The 14,695-nt window shown below is 73.2% G+C and carries 11 protein-coding genes; 2 read left to right on the top strand and 9 right to left on the bottom strand.

What is annotated here, in order from left to right; genetic code table 11:
• Window positions 1-27: 27 nt before the first annotated feature.
• The 6 genes from manA to ACFQ3T_RS05795 all read right to left on the bottom strand — a co-directional run bounded on the left by manA (window position 28) and on the right by ACFQ3T_RS05795 (window position 6,957).
• The gene (gene manA, locus ACFQ3T_RS05820) at window positions 28-1,134 is read right to left on the bottom strand and encodes a mannose-6-phosphate isomerase, class I (protein WP_380720711.1); all 1,107 of its coding nucleotides are present in this window, start codon (window positions 1,132-1,134) and stop codon (window positions 28-30) included.
• Between the two features lie 9 nt (window positions 1,135-1,143).
• Window positions 1,144-2,100, bottom strand: coding sequence for an ROK family protein (locus ACFQ3T_RS05815; protein ID WP_380720708.1), 957 nt, complete (start codon window positions 2,098-2,100; stop codon window positions 1,144-1,146).
• A gap of 62 nt (window positions 2,101-2,162) precedes the next feature.
• On the bottom strand, window positions 2,163-2,603 hold the full coding sequence (locus ACFQ3T_RS05810) for an NUDIX hydrolase (RefSeq protein WP_380720706.1): 441 nt from the start codon (window positions 2,601-2,603) through the stop codon (window positions 2,163-2,165).
• A 93-nt stretch (window positions 2,604-2,696) separates the two neighbouring features.
• The gene (mgrA, locus tag ACFQ3T_RS05805; protein ID WP_380720703.1) at window positions 2,697-3,677 is read right to left on the bottom strand and encodes an L-glyceraldehyde 3-phosphate reductase; all 981 of its coding nucleotides are present in this window, start codon (window positions 3,675-3,677) and stop codon (window positions 2,697-2,699) included.
• Window positions 3,674-4,516: a LacI family DNA-binding transcriptional regulator gene (locus tag ACFQ3T_RS05800; RefSeq protein ID WP_380720700.1), complete on the bottom strand. Its 843-nt coding sequence runs from the start codon at window positions 4,514-4,516 to the stop codon at window positions 3,674-3,676. The genes mgrA and ACFQ3T_RS05800 overlap by 4 nt, the downstream gene beginning before the upstream one ends.
• The gene (locus ACFQ3T_RS05795; RefSeq protein WP_380720697.1) at window positions 4,513-6,957 is read right to left on the bottom strand and encodes a glycoside hydrolase family 2 protein; all 2,445 of its coding nucleotides are present in this window, start codon (window positions 6,955-6,957) and stop codon (window positions 4,513-4,515) included. The genes ACFQ3T_RS05800 and ACFQ3T_RS05795 overlap by 4 nt, the downstream gene beginning before the upstream one ends.
• Window positions 6,958-7,077: 120 nt before the next feature.
• On the opposite strand from ACFQ3T_RS05795, the gene ACFQ3T_RS05790 reads away from it, so the two are divergent.
• The gene (locus tag ACFQ3T_RS05790) at window positions 7,078-9,225 is read left to right on the top strand and encodes an alpha-galactosidase (protein WP_380720695.1); all 2,148 of its coding nucleotides are present in this window, start codon (window positions 7,078-7,080) and stop codon (window positions 9,223-9,225) included.
• Window positions 9,226-9,363: 138 nt separating this feature from the next.
• Entirely contained in the window at window positions 9,364-9,897 is a 534-nt protein-coding gene (locus ACFQ3T_RS05785) for a DUF3558 domain-containing protein (RefSeq protein WP_380720692.1), read from the top strand.
• 26 nt (window positions 9,898-9,923) lie between these two features.
• Here the strand turns inward: ACFQ3T_RS05785 and ACFQ3T_RS05780 are convergent, their stop codons facing one another.
• The 3 genes from ACFQ3T_RS05780 to ACFQ3T_RS05770 are packed head-to-tail and all read right to left on the bottom strand — an operon-like array spanning window position 9,924 to window position 14,691.
• Entirely contained in the window at window positions 9,924-12,005 is a 2,082-nt protein-coding gene (locus ACFQ3T_RS05780; RefSeq protein WP_380720689.1) for an alpha-galactosidase, read from the bottom strand.
• Window positions 12,002-12,868, bottom strand: coding sequence for an ABC transporter ATP-binding protein (locus ACFQ3T_RS05775; protein ID WP_380720686.1), 867 nt, complete (start codon window positions 12,866-12,868; stop codon window positions 12,002-12,004). Before ACFQ3T_RS05775 ends, ACFQ3T_RS05780 begins: the two co-directional genes overlap by 4 nt.
• A complete protein-coding gene (locus tag ACFQ3T_RS05770) occupies window positions 12,865-14,691 on the bottom strand; it encodes a dipeptide/oligopeptide/nickel ABC transporter permease/ATP-binding protein (protein WP_380720683.1) in 1,827 nt (608 codons plus the stop codon). Before ACFQ3T_RS05770 ends, ACFQ3T_RS05775 begins: the two co-directional genes overlap by 4 nt.
• Window positions 14,692-14,695: the final 4 nt, after the last annotated feature.

Here is a 14,695-nt window from a genome sequence, read left to right as displayed (position 1 = left end):
GTGCTCACCCGGTCACGTCGTGAGCCGTCACGCGCCGCCCAGGTTCGTGGTGGCCCAGAACGCCTCACCGGGGCCGGCCACCGCGGCCGCGTCCCCGCTGTGAGGTAGGAAAGCCGACTCACCGCCGCTCAGCACGACTTGTTCGCCGCCGCGGGTCAGCGTCACCGATCCGCTGGTGCACAAGAGGAGTTGCGGTCCGTCGCCCGGAAGCACCGCGCCGTCCCGCACGGAGTGCAGGCGGAACTCGGGCTCCGGGGTCCGGTACGTCCGCAGTGGACCGCCGTCCTCAGCGTCGAGGACGGCGGCCGGACCGGTCCGGTGGTCCACCAGGGACAGCACGGCGCGCACGTCCACCGGCTTGGTGGTCAGGCCCGCGCGGAGCACGTTGTCGGAGTTGGCCATCAGCTCGACGCCCGTGCCGCGCAGGTGCGCGTGCAGCACGCCGGCGCCGACGTGGACGGCCTGGCCGGGCCGCAGCCGCACCGCGTTGAGCAGCAACGCCGCGACGACGCCCGCGTCCGCCGGGTAGACCTTCGCCAGCTCCGCCACGTGCGCCAGCCCCGGCACGCGGACGGCGGCGCCCGCCACCTCGGCGACCAGGTCGGCGTCGGCCCCGCACAACGCCCAGCGCAACGCGTCCCACGTCTCGCCGACCGCGAGCCGGGACCGCAGCGGGGCCAACGACGGCAGGTCGAGCGCGTCCAGCAGCGCCACGGTCTCCGCGGGCCGGCGGAACCCGGACAGGGTCTCGAACTCGGTCAGGGCGACCAGGACCTCCGGCTTGGGCCGGTCGTCGCGGTAGCCGTGCTCGGCGAACCCCACCACCGCCTGGTCCCGGTTCGGGTGCACCTGCAGCGACAGCGGGGCGTCCACGGCCAAGACCTTGAGCAGGAACGGCAACCGCGGCCCGAAGGCGGCCAGGCTGTCCGGCCCGAGCAGCCCGGCCGGGTTCGCGGCGAGGTACCGGTCCAGCGCCACCCCGGAATCCGCCAACCGCGACGGGTCGTCGGGGTGCGCGCCGACCCACAGCTCCGCCTGCGGCGCCGGGCTCGGCGACGGCTCGCCGCGCATCTCGGCCAGCGCGGTCCGCGAACCCCAGTGGTACTCCCGGACGATGGTCTCCAGCTTGCGCACGGCGATCCCTCAGATTCCCACGGGCACGGACGGGACGCGGGCGTCAGCGAGCAGCGCCGCCGCGCCGATCAGCCCCGAGTCGACGCCCAGCGTGGCCGGGCACACCTCGACCCGGCGCATGAAGTCCAACCCCGCGTGGTCCGCGAGCGGTTCGGTGACGGCCGGCTCCAGCAGGTCCCAGGCCTGCGCCACACCACCGCCGATGACCACGCGGTCGATCTCGCACAGCGCCGACGCCACCGTGATGACCCGCGCCACGGCCTCACCGGAACGCCGGAACGCGGCCCGCGCGGTCGGGTCGCCCGCCGGCGCCGCGGCGGCGAGCGCGACGCCGTCCGCCGTGCCGCCCAACGGCTGCCAGCCCTGTTCCAGCGCCCAGCGCACCATGGACGGGCCGCTGGCGATGGCCTCCGAGCAGCCGTTCGCGCCGCACCCGCACCGGGGTCCGGCCGGGTCGACCACGAAGTGGCCGACGTGGCCCGCGTTGCCGGTGGTGCCGAAGTGCGGCCGGCCGCCGAACACGAACCCGCCGCCGATGCCGGTGGACACGACCATGCCGAGCAGGCACTCGCTGCCCCGGCCGTTGCCGTGGTGGTACTCGGCCAGCGCCATGCACAGGGCGTCGCCGCCGAGCCGCACCGGCAGGCCGGGCAGGAGGCCGCCGACGCGGGAGGTGATGGGGAAGTCGCGCCAGCCGGGGATGTTCACCGGGCTGATCGTGCCGTCGCGCAGGTCCATCGGGGCGGCCGAGGCGATGCCCGCGCCGAGCACCGCGCGGCCGGCGGCCTGGGCGAGCAGGTCGTCCAGCAGGCCCGCGAGGCCGCTCCACACCGCCTCGGCGTCACCGGGCGGGGTGGCGGTGGTGCGGCGGGCGAGGACGGTGCCGTCCGACTCGACCAGCGCCGCTGCGAGCTTGGTGCCGCCGATGTCGATGGCGACCGCGACCGGGTCGAGTTCGTGGCCCATGAGACTTAGTTAAGCGGTTAATCAAAGTTTCGTCAAGGGGGGTTGACGCCCCCAGGCAGCTGTCACGCGTCCCACCCCGCCGTGCCGAACGGCGTGCCCGCGCGGTACCCGGCGATGCCGGCGGCCGGGTACTCGATGAGGTCCGCCGGCAGGGCGTCGAGCGGGAACCAGCGCAGCTCGGAGCACTTGTCCGGCTCGCGGTTCTCCGGCACGCCGGACCACGTCCGCGCCTCGAAGAACAGGCCCAGCCGCGGTTCCAGCCCGGAACCGGCGACGTGCAGTGTGTGCACCAGGCGCAGGTCCGCCGGGTCCAGGCGGACGCCGACCTCCTCCTCGGCCTCCCGCACCGCGGCGGCCAGGACGGACTCGCCCGCGTCGAGCTTGCCGGACGGCAGGTGCCAGCGGCCGTCGAAGCGCGCGTCCGCGTCCCTGCGGCGCGACAGCAGCACGAGGCCGTCGCGGACCAGCAGCACGTGCACGTCGACGAGGTGGCGGTCGGTCATCGGCCCGCACCGCCCGGCAACGCCCGCGCGGCCCGGCCGGCAGCCCGCGGGCCGAACCCGACCCGGACCGCGCGGATCACCGTGCCACGACCGTCACAGGTGCTTCTCGATCTCGGCCAGCTCCTCCGCCTCGAACGCGAGGTTCGCCGTCGCGGCCACGTTGTCCTCCAGCTGCTTCACGCTGGACGCGCCGATCAGCGCGGACGTGACGTTGCGCAGCACCCACGCGATCGCCAGCTGCGCCAGCGTCTGCCCGCGCCGCTTCGCGATGTCGTTCAGCGCCCGGACCTTCGCCAGCGTCTCGTCGTCCAGGTTGGACTTCGAGAGGAACGGCGAGGCGCCCGCCGCGCGCGACCCCTCCGGCACGCCGTCGAGGTAGCGGTCGGTCAGCACGCCCTGCGCCAGCGGCGAGAACGCGATGCTGCCCGCGCCCACCTCCGCCAGCGCGTCCAGCAGGCCGTCCTCGACCCACCGGTTGAACATCGAGTACGACGGCTGGTGGATCAGCAGCGGCGTGCCGAGGTCGGACAGCACCCGCGCGGCTTCCAGCGTCTGCTCGGCGGAGTAGTTCGAGATGCCGACGTACAGCGCCTTGCCCTGCCGCACCACGGCGTCCAGCGCGCCCATCGTCTCCTCGACGGGCGTGTCCGGGTCGGGCCGGTGGTGGTAGAAGATGTCGACGTAGTCCAGGCCGAGCCGGGCCAGCGACTGGTCCAGCGAGCCGATCAGGTACTTGCGGGAGCCCCACTCGCCGTACGGGCCGTTCCACATGTGGTAGCCGGCCTTGGTGGACACCAGGACCTCGTCCCGGTGGGCCCGGAAGTCCTGGGCGAACAGGCGGCCGAAGTTCTCCTCCGCGCTGCCGGGCGGCGGGCCGTAGTTGTTCGCCAGGTCGAAGTGCGTGACGCCGAGGTCGAACGCGCGCCGCAGGATGGCCCGCTGGCCGTCCAGGTGCCGGTCGTGGCCGAAGTTGTGCCACAGGCCGAGCGACACGGCGGGCAGCTTGAGCCCGCTGCGACCGGACCTCCGGTACGGCATGGCGTCGTACCGGGACTCGGCGGCTTGGTAGGTCATGTTGGTCCTTTACCGGTGCTCTGCCTGGGGATGAGCGCGGCCTTCGGCGACCAGCGCTCGGCGACCTCGCGGCCCTCGATCAGCTCCAGCACCGACTCGGCCACCGTGACGCCGAACTGGTGGACGTCCACGCTCATCGTGGTGAGCGCGGGCGTGGCCAGCCGGCACAGGGTCGAGTCGTCCCACGCGACGAGGCTGAGCCGGTCCGGCACGGCGCGGCCCAGCTCCTTGGCGGCGTTCAGACCCGCGACGGCCATCACGTCGTTGTCGTAGAGGATCGCGGTCGGCGGCTCCGGCGTGTCCAGCAGCGCGGAGGTGAGCTTGGCCCCGGACTCCTCCGAGTAGTCGCCCTCCACCACGACGGGCTCGATGCCCGCCTCGGCGCACCCTTCGAGCAGCACCGCGGTCCTGGCCCTGGTGTGCAGCAACGACTCCGGGCCGCTGACCCGCGCGATGCGCCGGTGCCCGAGGTCGAGCAGGTACGCGAGGGCTTCGCGCACGGGGCCCGCGTCGTCGGTGCGGACCGCGGGCACGGCGACGCCCGCCGCGTCCGGCTCGCCGACGTACAGCGCGGGCAGGCCGATCTCCCGCAGCACCGCCGGGCGGCGGTCGTCCGCGGTGCGGTTCACGACCACCACCGCGTCGACCACGCCGCCCGCCGCCCACCTGCGGTAGGCGGCGATCTCGGCGTCCTGCGTCCCGACGATGTGCAGCAGCACGGACCGGTCGCCCTCGGCGAGCCGCTCCTCGATGCCCGCGATGAACTCCATGAAGAACGGCTCCGCGCCCAGCAGCCGCGCGGGGCGGGCCAGGACGAGGCCGACGGAGCCGGTGGTCATGTCCGCGCCGCGCTGAGGCTGTTGGCCGATCGGAGCACCAGCCGGTCGGTGAGCGCGGCCGGGTCGACCGACTCGGCCGCGGTCCGGACCAGGAACGAGTGCGACTCCCCGGCGGCGAGGGTGATCAGGGCGTCGTCCGTGACGGCGTCCTCGGCGACCCGGTCCGCCAGCACGGCGACGTCGCGGGCGAAGGAGGTCGCGGTGACGTCCACGCGGTAGCCCTCGGACACGCGGCGCACCTCGGCGGTGAGCGGCGCGGGGTCGTAGGCCAGCTCCACGTCCTCCAGGAACAGGTGCGCGGTGCGCGCGTCGGCCGTGCTCACCACCAGCACCTCCCCCTTCGGGTCGGCCGGCGCGACCAGGTCCGCCGGCAACTCCAGCTGCGCGACCGACCGGGCCGGCACGTCGAGCGGGAGTTTAGCCGCCGCCAGCACGTCGCCCGCGAACGTCTGCCGCTCCAGCGTGACGTCGCTGGTCCAGACCTCATCGGTGTCGTTGACGGCGATCAGCGCGTCCACGCCGTCGCGCGGCTGGACGGTGAGCAGCCGGGGCGCGAAGGCGTGCCTGAGCGCGTAGTACAGCGGCTTGGGGCGCTCGTCGCCGTCGATCGCGGCCCACGAGGTGACCGGCCAGCAGTCGTTGAGCTGCCAGACCAGGGCGCCGGCCGTGCGCGGCCAGTGGGAGCGGAAGTGCTCGACGCCGAACGCGACCGCGCGGGCCTGGTTGAGCTGGGTCGCCCAGTGCCAGTCCTCGAACGCCTCGGGCGCGGGCAGGTGCGGCGCCAGGCCGCGGTCGAGCTTGCCGTTGCCGTCGTCGGCCTTCTGGTGCAGCAGGAACGCGGGGGACGTGGGCGTCATCGGCTCGTCGTGCACCCACCGGGTCAGGGTCGCCCAGGTCGGCGGGCCCTGGAAGCCGAACTCCGAGCAGAACCGCGGGGTGTGGTCGCGGTAGTGGGTGTAGTCGACCCGGTTCCAGACCTCCCACTCGTGCCGCGTGCCGTGGGTGTCCTCGTTCGGGTGCAGGTCGCCGGGGCTGTACGGGCTGCCCGGCGAGTAGTGCCGGGTCGGGTCCAGCTCGGCGACGATCGCGGGCAGCAGCTCCTCGTAGTAGCCCCGGCCCCAGGTGCGGCCGTCGAGGCTCTCCTGCCACTGCCAGTCGTGGAAGCCCCACAGGTTCTCGTTGTTGCCGTTCCACAGCGCCAGCGAGGGGTGCGAGGTGAGCCGGGCGACGTTCTCGCGGGCCTCGGCCTCGACCTCCTCCCGCAGCGGCGACTCCTCCGAGTAGGCCGCGCAGGCGAACAGGAAGTCCTGCCACACCAGCACTCCGCGCTCGTCGCAGACGTCGTAGAAGTCCTCGGTCTCGTAGATCCCGCCGCCCCAGATCCGGAGCATGTTCATGTTCGCGTCGATCGCCTGCTCGACCCGGCGGACCAGCCGGTCACGCGTGATCCTGGTCAGGAAGTGGTCGTCCGGGATCCAGTTGGCGCCCTTGGCGAACACCGGCTTGCCGTTCACGACGAACGTGAACGGGGCGCCGACCTCGTCGGGCGCGGTGTCGACGGTGATGGTGCGGAAGCCGACGCGGCGGTCGGCCCGGTCCACGTCCTCGCCGTCGGCCCGGAGGACGACGCGCAGGTCGTAGAGGGGGTGGTCGCCGTAGCCGACGGGCCACCACAGGTCGACGTCCGGGACCTCCACGGTCACGACGCCGGTGTCGCCCTCGACGCGGGCGCCGCGCTCGACGCCGCCCACGGAGGCCACCACGGTCAGCTCGGCGTCGCGCGCGCGGTCGACCTCGACGTGCACCTCGACGCGGCCGACGCCGTTGCCGTCCACCGTGACGAGCGGGCGGACGCGGTGCAGGCGGGCCTCGGTCCAGCGCTCCAGCCGGACCGGCTTCCAGATGCCGGCGGTCTGCAGGTCGGGGCCCCAGTCCCAGCCGAAGGAGCACGCCATCTTGCGGACGGCGTTCATCGGGTGCGGGTAGGCACGGGGGCGGTGGCCCAGCGCGGCCTCCTGCTCCTCGGCGTGCGAGAGGGCCGAGCGGAAGGTGACGACCAGGTCGTTCGCGCCGTCCACGAGGTGGTCGCGCACGTCGAACCGGTAGGAGCGGAACATGTTGGCGGTGCTGCCGAGCACGTGGCCGTTCAGCTCGACCGTGGCGACGGTGTCGAGGCCGTCGAACGCCAGCTCGACCTTCTCGCCCGGCTTGGCCGCCTCGGCGTCGAAGGTGAGGGCGTACCGCCAGTCGGCGCGGTGCGCCCACGCCAGCTCGGTCTCGTTGGTGTCGAGGTAGGGCTCGGGGATGAGACCCGCCGCCAGGAGGTCGAGGTGGGTGCTGCCGGGCACCGCCGCGGGCACCTCGCGGTCGGCGACGGCCGCCGGGATCGGCCCGCCCACCGCGCTCAAACGCCACCCGTCGTGCAAGGTCGTACGGATCATCGTTCCTCTTTCCCGGCGGCGGCGGTGGGTTACTGCCGTGTGACAATCAAGGTATGGCGATTCTTACGCCAGCAACTAAAGTAAGTCAACGAGGTTCACCGCCAGAGAGGAAGACCACAAGTGGCAGACGTGACGCACCTGCGGGCAGCGGGTGTGAGCCTGGTGCTCGACTTCTCCGGGGGCACCCTCCCCCGGGTTCGCCATTGGGGCTCCGACCTCGGCGAACTCGACCCGGACGCGCTGGCGGGACTGCTCCTGTCCCAGCGGCCGCACCCCATCGGCTACTCCGTGGACGGCGCGGTCGACGTGGCCGTGCTGCCGGAGCAGTCCGCCGGCTGGCTCGGCACGCCGGGAATCATCGGCAACCGCGCCGGCCGTGACTTCTCGACCGCGTTCCGGGTGGTGTCGGTGGACGAGACGGCCGGCGCGACCGGTGGCGGCCGCGTGGTCGCGCGGGCGGTGGACGAGGTCGCCGGGCTCGGGCTGGAACTGGTCGTCGAGCTGACGGCGTCCGGGCTCGTGCGGCAGCGCGCCGAGCTGACCAACACCGGGTCGACCGCGTTCTCCCTCGACGCGGTGAACCTGACCCTCCCCGTGCCGGCGCAGGCCGTCGAGATCCTCGACTTCACCGGGCGGTGGACGCGGGAGCGCAGTCCCCAGCGCACCCAGTGGACGCACGGCCTGCGCGTGCGGGAGAACCGGACCGGGCGCACCGGCTACGACTCCGCGTACCTGTTCGCCGCCGGCACGGCCGGGTTCGGCAACCGGTCGGGCGAGGTCTGGGCCGTGCACACGGCCTGGTCGGGCAACCACCGGACGTTCGCCGAGAAGACGTACCACTCGGTGTCGCTGCTCGGGTCGGGCGAGCTGCTGCTGTCCGGCGAGGTCGTGCTGGCGGCGGGCGAGTCGTACCGGTCGCCGTGGCAGTACGCCTCCCACGGGCACGGGCTGGACGAGGTGTCCGCCCGGTTCCACCGGCACCTGAGGTCGCGCCCGGGGCACCCGACCTCGCCGCGCCCGGTCGTGGTGAACACCTGGGAGGCCGTGTACTTCGACCACGACCTGGACCGGCTGAAGGCCCTGGCGGACGCCGCCGCGGCCGTCGGCGGCGAGCGGTTCGTGCTGGACGACGGCTGGTTCGGCTCGCGGCGCGACGACCGGCGCGGCCTCGGCGACTGGCACGTGTCGGACGAGGTGTGGCCGGACGGCCTGAAGCCGCTGACCGACCACGTCACCGGGCTGGGGATGCAGTTCGGCATCTGGGTCGAGCCGGAGATGGTCAACCCGGACTCCGACCTGGCGCGGGCGCACCCGGACTGGATCATGGCGGCGGGCGACCGGCTGCCCGGCACGGCCCGGCACCAGCAGGTGCTCGACCTGGCCCGGCCCGAGGCGTTCGAGCACATCCTGGAACGGCTGGACGACCTGCTGACCACGTACCCGGTGTCGTACCTGAAGTGGGACCACAACCGGGACCTGGTGGACGCGGGGCACCGGCCGACCGGGCGCGCGGGCGTGCACGGCCAGACGCTGGCGGTCTACCGGCTGCTCGACGAGCTGCGGCGGCGCCACCCCGGCGTGGAGATCGAGTCGTGCTCGTCCGGCGGCGGCCGGGTCGACCTGGAGGTCCTGGAGCGCACGGACCGGGTGTGGGTGTCGGACTGCATCGACGCGCTGGAGCGGCAGTCGATGCAGCGGTGGACCAACGCCCTGATCCCGTTGGAGCTGATGGGGACGCACGTGGGCGCCGAGACGTCGCACACGACGCACCGGCGGCACCCCGTCGACTTCCGCGCGGGCACGGCCCTGTTCGGGCACTTCGGGATCGAGTGGGACCTCACCAAGGCGTCCGCGGACGACCTCGCGCGGCTGACGTCGTGGGTGGCGCTGTACAAGGAGTTGCGGCCCCTGCTGCACTCCGGCGTGGCCGTGCACGGCGACCACCCCGACCCGGCGGTCGAGGTGCACGGCGTGGTCGCGGAGGACGGGTCGGACGCCGTGTTCGCCGTCGTCGCCCTGGCCACGTCGCAGCTCTACCCGCCGGGCGCCGTGCGCCTGCCCGGCCTCGCGCCGGACCGCGCGTACCACGTGCGGCCGCTCGCGCCCGGCGACGTGCCGGACGGCAACGCGCACCACTGGGGCGTGTTCCTGCCGTGGTGGACGCCCGAGGGCGTGACGCTGCCCGGTCGGGTGCTGGACACGGCGGGCGTGCAGGCCCCCGTGCTGTACCCGGAGCGGTTGGTGCTGGTGCGCGCGACGGCGGTGTGACCCGTTCGCAAGTCCGACGGCGGTCGTGGGCCCCTGTGGTCTCACGGCCGCCGCGCGCTTTCGCGGTCTAGCGGTGGTCGGGCGTGGTTCGTTACCGTTCAAGACACGAAGCGTCAGCTGACCGACCAGGAAGAACCTGTGAACACACGAATCGTCCTGATCGGCGTCGCTGTCGCGATGGCCGCGGTCACCTCGTGCGGTGGCCCGGCCGGCGGCGAGGCCCCGCCGACCTCCACAACGTCGCAGGCCGCCACCGCTCCGCAGGTCGGCCCGTCCCGAGGCGGCCTGCTGGACCGCACCGACCCGTGCACGCTGCTCACCAAGGCCGAGGCCGAGCAGGTCACCGGCGCGCAGAGCGCCGAACCGGTGGCGGAGGAGCTGGGGTCGGCCAAGGTGTGCACCTTCTCGCCGCAGAAGGCGCGGCTCGGCGTCGGTGTCCGGGCCACGTCCGGGCTGGCGGAGGTCCAGTCGAACGGCAACGTGGTGCAGGACATCGTGATCGGCCGCCACCAGGCCAAGCAGGCCGTGGGCGCGACCGGCAGCTGCGGGATCTTCATCGGCGTCACCGAGACGTCCCGGGTGGACGTCGTGCTGAACTCGGGCAGCCCCGACGAAGACCCGTGCCCGGCGGCGTTGAAGGTCGCCGAGCTGGTCGAGCCGAGGCTGCCCTAGGGGTTCAGGCCCTCGGCCGGACGGGTTCAGGCCCCCAGCCGCACGACGACCACCGCCGGCGCGTCACCGCCGTGAGCGGCACGCAGCACCCCTCGCGCCGCGTCCCACTCGAAGGCCCACTCCGGCGACGTCACCGGGAACACCGGCGACACCGTGACGTCCCGCTCGCGCAGGTGCGGCACGGGGAGGTCGACGGCCGGTGACGCGTCGGGCAGCCGCCACACCGTCACGTAGCTGTCCGCCGCGGCGCGCAACCCCTGCGCCACCCACGGGCCGGTGCGGTCGGTCAGGCCCAGCGGCCAGAACGGGACGGAGGCGGCGATGTCGGCGCGAAGTCCTTTGTGGACGGTGACGGCCTCGCGCACCAGTGCCCGCTGCCCGGCGTCCATGAGGTCGACCCGACCGGCCAGGTAGAGGCGGCCCAGCACGCCGGTCGCCAACGTGAACGCGGCCTCCGACGCCGACATGCCCGGCTGCGCGTACGCCCAGTTGCCCGCCTGCTCGGGCAGCACCGACGCGGGCGCGGCGGCGGCGATCGGCGGGTACAGCAACGGGTTCTGCTGGTCCGACGTGGACTGCAGGTGCATCCGAGACAGCATCGCGTAGTCCATCCGCATCGCGCCGGACGCGCAGTTCTCCAGCAACAACCCCGGGTGGCGGGTCAGCACGCCGTCCAGCCACGCGAGGTGCGCGCGGTTGTGGGCGAGCAGGCCGTCGCCGGGCGCGAGGCCGCCGAGGTCGCTGCCGGGACCCGGCATGATGTTGTAGTCCAGCTTGATGAACCCGACGCCGAACTCGCCGACCAGCCGGTCCACGACCTCGTCCACGTGCCGCACCGCGTCGGGGTGCCGCAAATCGAGGTGGTGGCGGCCGTGCTCGGTCACCCGCACGCCGTCGCGCTGGAAGAACGCCTCGTCCGGCAGCGACGCGGCCAGCGGCGACCGCACGCCGACGACCTCGGGCTCCAGCCAGATGCCGGGCACCATCCCGCGCTCGCGGATGCGGTCGGCGACCTCGCCGAACCCGCCGGGGAACCGGGTCCGCGACGGGCGCCACTCCCCGACGCTGTCCCACCACCGGCCGTCCTCGTCGTACCAGCCGGCGTCCACGCAGAAATAGTCCGCGCCCACGTCGGCCGCCGCGTCGATCAGCGGGAGCAGCTTCTCCGTGGTCGGGTCACCCATGAGCGTGTTCATGTAGTCGTTGAAGACCACCGGCAGCTCGGGCGAGCGGCGGTCGCGCAGCGTGGCCCGGCGCTGCCGCGTCACCGCGGCGAACGCCTCGTCCACGCCGCCGGCGACGACCGCCACCGACACCGGCACGGTGGTGAAGCCCGCCCCGGCCGTCACCACGCGCGACCACTGGTGCTCGGCGTCCGTCGGCCCCAGGACGGCCACGTACGCGCCGGTCACGGTCTCGCCGACCTCCCAGTGCCACGCGCCGTTGTGCTCGACCTGCCAGGCCAGCGCCCAGCTGTCGTCCCGCGCCACGAGCACGCCGGTCGGCAGGTGCTCGCCGGTCGACCACGAGCTGCGGGACGTGAGCGCGAACCGGCTGCGGGACGCGTGGTGGTGGACGACCGGGTCCATCGCGACCAGGCCGACCTCACGCAGCGGACGGCGACTCCAGCGCGACTCGGCGACCCAGTCGGAGTCGCCGCGCACCAGGTCCACGTCGTCCACCGAACGGCCCGAGTCGGCCAGGAAAGCCCCGGTGGACAGCGATGTCACGGCCTGCAACCGCACTTCGCCGTCGCCTTCGACGTCGACCTCCGTCCACGTCCGCACGGCGGGCACGCCGGGCACGCCCTCGAACACCGACGTCACCACCAGCCCGGTCACGGGGTCGTGCTGCACGACCCGCAGCCAGGTCCCGGACGCCTCGTGGCCGCGGTACCGCAGCCGTGCGCCGATCGTGGTGTCCGCGTAGCGGTGGCTGCCGGGGAACCGGCCGTGGCCGAGCGCCTGCACCTCGACCAGCGGCACCGCGGCGCCGCCCGGCGGCGCGTCCGGCGAGCCGTCCGGCCGCAGCGACCGCAGGCTCACCGGCCCGTCCCCGGCGGCGTCCAGCACCAGCCGGACACCGCCGGTCGACCAGGTCACCGTCACTTCGCCACCACGTCCTCCCACGCGCCGGTGTTGTGGTCGTACGCGGCGGCCGCGCCGGCCTTCTCCACGTCGGCCGGGTCGATGTCGACGGCGCGGCCGCGCGCCTCCGGGTTCGGCGCGGCGGAGGCGAGGATCTTCGTGTACGGGTGCTGCGGGTTGAGGATCACCTCGTCGGCGGGCCCCCGCTCGACCACGCGCCCCTTGTAGAGCACGAGGATGTCGTCGGAGAAGTGCCGCGCGGTGGCCAGGTCGTGCGTGATGTAGAGGACGGCGAGGTTCTCCTCGCGCTGCAGGCGTGCCATCAGGTTCAGCACGCCGAGCCGGATCGACACGTCGAGCATCGACACCGGCTCGTCCGCGACCACGACCTTCGCGCCCGGCGCGAGCGCCCGCGCGATGGCCACGCGCTGCCGCTGACCGCCGGACAGCTCGTGCGGCCGGCGGCCCGCGACGTCGCGGCCGGGCAGCGACACGCGCTCCAGCAGCCGGACCACCTCGTCCCAGCCGTGCGGCCTGCCGTGCAGCTTCAGCGGCCGGGCCAGGTGGTGCTCGATCGTGTGGAACGGGTTCAGCGAGGCGAACGGGTCCTGGAACACCATCTGCACGTGGTCCCGGTACGAGCGCTCCGGCACCCGCTTGCCGTCGTCGCCGGTCACCGTGATGGAGCCGCCGCTGGGCTTCTCCAGCCGGGCGATCATCCGGGCGATCGTGGACTTGCCCGAGCCGGACTCGCCGACCAGCGCGACCGTGCGGCCGGGGGTGAGCGTGAACGACACGTGGTCCACCGCGCGCAGCCGGACGCGGCGCAGGCCCACCCGGACGTGGAAGTCCTTGACCAGGTCCTTCGCTTCCAGCGTGGTCATCGGACGCCTCCCGACGGGGTGGGCTCGCCGGACCGGTCGACCGGCGTCATCTGCTCGCCCGAGCGGACGAACGCGCCGCGCTCGCCGGTCAGGCTGGGGAACGAGTCGAGCAGCTGGCGGGTGTAGGGGTGCGCGGGCTGCTCGTACATCTGCTGCGCGGAGCCGTACTCGACCACCTCGCCCTCCTTCATCACGGCGATGCGGTCGGCGAGTTCGAGCAGCAGCGGCAGGTCGTGCGTGATGAACAGGACGGCGAAGCCGATCTCGTCGCGCAGCCGCAGGATCTCGCGCAGGATGCCGCGCTGCACGACCACGTCCAGCGCGGTCGTCGGCTCGTCCATGATCATGACCTGGGGGTCGAGGAGCAGCGCCATCGCGATCATCACCCGCTGCCGCATGCCGCCGGACAGCTCGTGCGGGTAGGAGCCGAGCCGCCGCACGTCCACGCCGACCAGCCTGAGGACTTCCTCGCACTTGGCCTTGCGTTGCGCCTTCGTCATCTCCGGCCGGTGCGTGGTGAGCACGTCCTCCAGCTGGGCGCGGATCGTGATGACGGGGTTCAGCGCGTTCATGGCGCCCTGGAAGACCATCGACAGCTTCGACCAGCGGAACGCCCGCAGCTCCTCCGGCGTGAGCGCCAGGACGTCCACGTCGTCGCCGTCGCGGTCGTGGAACGTCACCGAGCCCGTGGTCACCTCGGCGGGCGGCCGGTGCAGGCGGTTGATCGCGTAGGCGAGCGTCGTCTTGCCGCAGCCGGACTCGCCGGCCAGGCCGAGGATCTCCCCGCGCCGCAACGTGATCGACACGTCCTTGACCGCGTGCACCGGGTTCTCCACCTGGTAGACGACGGACAGGTCGTTGACGGTGAGCACCACGTCGTCGTCCGTGCGCCCGACCGGCGCCGGCTGCCGCACAACCTCCGCCGTGGCGCGCCGCGGGATGTCCCGCAGCTTCGGGTTGATGATCTCGTCGATGCTGAAGTTCACCAGCGCCAGGCCGCAGCCGAACAGGGCGATGATCAGGCCCGGCGGCACGAACCACCACCACGCCTCGCGTTGCAGCGCGAAGCCGTTCTGCGCGTAGTAGAGCATCGTGCCGAGCGTGGACGAGTTGGACGCGCCCAGGCCGAGGAACGACAGGCCGGCCTCGCTCAGGATCGCGTAGATCACCGAGAAGACGAACTGCGAGGCCAGCAGCGGCAGCAGGTTCGGCAGGATCTCGACCGTGATGACGCGCCACGGCTTCTCGCCCGACACCTTGGCCGCGGCCACGTAGTCGCGGTTGCGCAGGGACAACGTCTGCGCGCGCAGCACGCGGGCCGACGCGGCCCAGCCGGTGATCGCCAGCACCACCGCGATCGTCCACGAGCCGCGCTGGTCGGCGGGCACGAACGCGGAGATGACGATCACCAGCGGCAGGCCGGGGATCACCAGCATCACGTTGGAGAACAAGGAGAAGCCCTCGTCCACGTACCCGCCGATGTAGCTGCCGACGATGCCGAACAGCGCCGACAGCGCGGTCGCCATCACGCCCACGAGCAGGCCGATGTAGAGCGAGCCGCGGGTGGCGTGCGCGAGCTGCGCCACGATGTCCTGGCCGGTCAGCGTGGTGCCCAGCCAGAACTCGCCGCCCGGCGGCGTCAGGCTGATGTCGCGGATCGTGTTCGGGTCGCCCACCAGCAGCGGTCCGATCACGCCGATGAACGTGATCAGGGCGATCAGGAACAGGCCGACGCCGAGCTTCGGCGACCAGCGCGGCAGCATGGACCGCCAGCCGGCCCGTCCGCGCGGGGCTTCGACGGTGACAGCACTGAGGTTGGTCACGGTG

The organism is Saccharothrix hoggarensis (assembly GCF_042678885.1).
Taxonomy (GTDB): Bacteria; Actinomycetota; Actinomycetes; order Mycobacteriales; family Pseudonocardiaceae; genus Actinosynnema; species Actinosynnema hoggarensis.
This window is presented reverse-complemented; position numbering and strand designations above follow the sequence as displayed.

Excerpts from the sequence above, each read along its gene's own strand:
- ACFQ3T_RS05795 (WP_380720697.1), bottom strand. The coding sequence starts at position 6,957 with ATGATCCGTACGACCTTGCACGACGGGTGGCGTTTGAGCGCGGTGGGC.
- ACFQ3T_RS05800 (WP_380720700.1), bottom strand. The coding sequence starts at position 4,516 with ATGACCACCGGCTCCGTCGGCCTCGTCCTGGCCCGCCCCGCGCGGCTG.
- mgrA (WP_380720703.1), bottom strand. The coding sequence starts at position 3,677 with ATGACCTACCAAGCCGCCGAGTCCCGGTACGACGCCATGCCGTACCGG.
- ACFQ3T_RS05810 (WP_380720706.1), bottom strand. The coding sequence starts at position 2,603 with ATGACCGACCGCCACCTCGTCGACGTGCACGTGCTGCTGGTCCGCGAC.
- ACFQ3T_RS05815 (WP_380720708.1), bottom strand. The coding sequence starts at position 2,100 with ATGGGCCACGAACTCGACCCGGTCGCGGTCGCCATCGACATCGGCGGC.
- ACFQ3T_RS05775 (WP_380720686.1), bottom strand. The coding sequence starts at position 12,868 with ATGACCACGCTGGAAGCGAAGGACCTGGTCAAGGACTTCCACGTCCGG.